Origin of the sequence: Pseudonocardia sp., assembly GCF_025965585.1 — a bacterium.
Lineage (GTDB): Bacteria > Actinomycetota > Actinomycetes > Mycobacteriales > Pseudonocardiaceae > Pseudonocardia.
Genome location: NZ_JAOPWR010000319.1, coordinates 1 through 2,863, shown reverse-complemented (window position 1 = coordinate 2,863; position 2,863 = coordinate 1). Strand labels below are relative to the sequence as shown.

Below are 2,863 nucleotides of genomic sequence, written 5' to 3'. Positions count from 1 at the left end.
GAGGTGCTGTTCTGGTCGGCGATGCACGGCCGGGACGTGTTCTCGATGATGGGCCTGTCCGGTACCCATATCGCCGATCTCTCGGCCTACGCCATGACCGACTGAGGACAGCGCCACAACGGCCCGGCACCCATGGACCGGGACCGGGCCGTCGACTGTGCCCGCAGCACAGGCGCGCGGCGTGACTTCGTGGCGCCGTCCCATGGTTGCCGGCGCGGACGGACCCTACATTTTCTGCACACTCATCGGCGAGATGCGGAGAAGGCGATGGAGATTGTGAGGCTCCCCGAGGAACGGGCCAGGAAGAATCCGTTCGGGCCTGTCTGGCCGACGATCGCCGGTCGCTCGACAATTCCTCGTTCCGGGATCGTGTTCGGACGGCTGCCGCGGTTCTGGCATCGCACGGCATCGGCCCGGTGATGTCGTGGCCGTCGTTCTGCCGAATCGTGTGGACCTCGTGGTGACGCTGTTCGCCGCCTGGCGCCTCGGCGCCGCGGTCACTCCGGTGAACCCTGCGCTGACCACGCCGGAGATCGCCCACCAGGTCGGTGACTCGGGGGCGTCGGTAGTGGTCGGGGACGCCGTGGCCACTCCTGCGGTCACGCTGGACGCCGCGGACCTCGGCGGGGGCGGCGACGTGGCCGCGCCCCCGCAGGTCGCCGTGTCTCCGGACCGGCTCGCGCTGGTCATCTACACCAGTGGCACCACGGGCCGCCCCAAGGGCGTCATGCTCGACCACGCCAACGTCGCCGCGATGTCCGGCATGATCATCGACGCCCTTGGTCTCGACGGGTCCGACCACAGCCTGCTGATCCTGCCACTGTTCCACGTCAACGGGATCGTGGTGAGCGTGCTGTCGCCCCTGCTGGCCGGCGGGCGGGCGACCATCAACGGCCGGTTCCGACCCGGCGCGTTCTTCTCGGACGTGGAGCGGGTGCGGCCGACCTACTTCTCGGCCGTGCCGGCGATCTACGCGATGCTCGTCGCGCTGCCCGAGCAGGTGGCTCCCGACCTGTCCTCGTTTGCGCCGGGTGATCTGCGGTGCGGCACCCATGCCGGCCGAGCTCATCAGCCGGTTCGAGCGTCGCTTCGGGGTCCCGGTCGTGGAGGGCTACGGGCTGTCGGAGGGTACGTGCGCGTCGACGCTGAACCCGCCGGCCGGGCTGCGCAAGCCGGGCACCGCCGGGCTCCCGCTGCCCGGCCAGCAGGTCGCGCTGATGTCCCCGGACGGGCGCATGGCTGGTGCGGGGCCGGGGGAGGTCGTCGTGCGCGGCCCGAACGTGATGCGGGGCTACCTCAACCGCCCCGGCGAGACCGCGGCTGTGATCGTCGAGGGCTGGCTGCACACCGGCGACGTCGGCCGCTTCGACTCCGACGGCTACCTGGTCCTGGTGGACCGGATCAAGATCCCGACGCGGGTCGACATCCTCGACACGTTGCCGAAGAACGCGGTCGGCAAGGTCGACAAGCCGGCGCTGCGGGCGACACCCCGACGAGCCGTCAAGTCCCGTACCAACCTGATCTGCATTCCACTGAATGCACGCCGGGACCCTGCGCGCCTGAATCGTCTGCAGAAAGGAAGTCCGATGGGGTTCACTTCCGGCGATTTTCCTCCCGTCGATGTCGAGACATTTCTCGACAAACCACTGATGGAACGCATGAAAGCTCTCGCCCTGCACTGGGTGGAGTACGGCTTCGGTTCGCCGAAGATGATTCCGACGATCTATGTGCTGAAGGTGCTGTTCCTCTACATGCCGGCCGGCACCGCGCTGGCCACCTCGACCTCGGGCACAGCGCCGTTCTGGGACGTCGTCGGCTGGTGGAACCAGCCGGTGGTCTACCAGAAGCTCGTGCTGTGGACGGTGCTGCTCGAAGCACTCGGCGTTGCCGGGTCGTGGGCCCGATGGCCGGCAAGTTCAAGCCGATGACCGGCGGTGTCCTGTTCTGGGCCCGCCCCGACACGATCCGGCTGCGCCCGTGGTGCCGGGTGCCGTTCACCAGTGGTGACCGCCGCACGGTCGTCGACGTCGTGCTGTACCTCGCGCTGCTGGTGACCCTGCTCGCGGCGATCGTGCTGCCGGGTGTCCCGAGCGCCACGCTGTCGGCGGCGGTGCCCGGCAACACCACCGGCCTGGTGAACCCCGCGCTGCTGGTCGCGCCGGCGGTGCTGCTGGTGTTGTGCGGGCTACGGGACAAGACCCTCTTCCTGGCCGCCCGCGGCGAGCAGTACCTGCCGGCCATGGTCTTCTTCGCCGTACTGCCGTTCGTCGACATGATCATCGCGCTGAAGCTGCTCATCGTCGTCGTCTGGATCGGCGCCGGCGTCTCGAAGTTCGGGCTGCGCTTCTCCAACGTCGTGGCCCCGATGGTGTCCAACAGCCCGTCGGTCCCGGCGAAGTGGTTCAAGCGCATGCAGTACCGCGACTTCCCCCGCGACCTGCGCCCGTCCAGGGTCGCCAGCACGCTGGCACAGATCGAACGGTTCGCGCCCGGCTTCCGCGACCGGATCGTCGGCACCCAGGCCCGGACGACCACCGGTTTCGCCGCGTACAACGCCAACTACGTCGGTGGCGACATCCTCACCGGGGCGAAGACCATCGCCCAGGTCGTGCTCGGCCCCCGCGCGATCCTGGATCCCTACCGCATCGGGGTCCCCGGGATGTTCCTGCTCGGCGGCCACCCCGCCCGGCCCCGGGGCGCACGGCATGTGCGGCGCCAACGCCGCCGCATCGGCGCTGCGCCACCTGCGGCGATGACCGGCCGCCGGTCAGTCCGGGTGGGGCAGCTGCAGCCACGCGCGCACCGCGGTGACCAGCTCCGCGACGTCGGACGGCCGGCCCAGCGAGCGACCGGTGCCGGCCTC

General features: G+C 69.8%; 2 pseudogenes. Both read left to right on the top strand.

Annotated features, from left to right (window positions below):
- Positions 1 to 424: 424 nt before the first annotated feature.
- A pseudogene (locus JWR81_RS19415) lies at positions 425 to 961 on the top strand (class I adenylate-forming enzyme family protein); the annotation flags it as partial.
- Positions 962 to 1,052: 91 nt separating this feature from the next.
- Positions 1,053 to 2,863 (top strand): annotated as a pseudogene (locus tag JWR81_RS34440) (DUF3556 domain-containing protein); the annotation flags it as partial.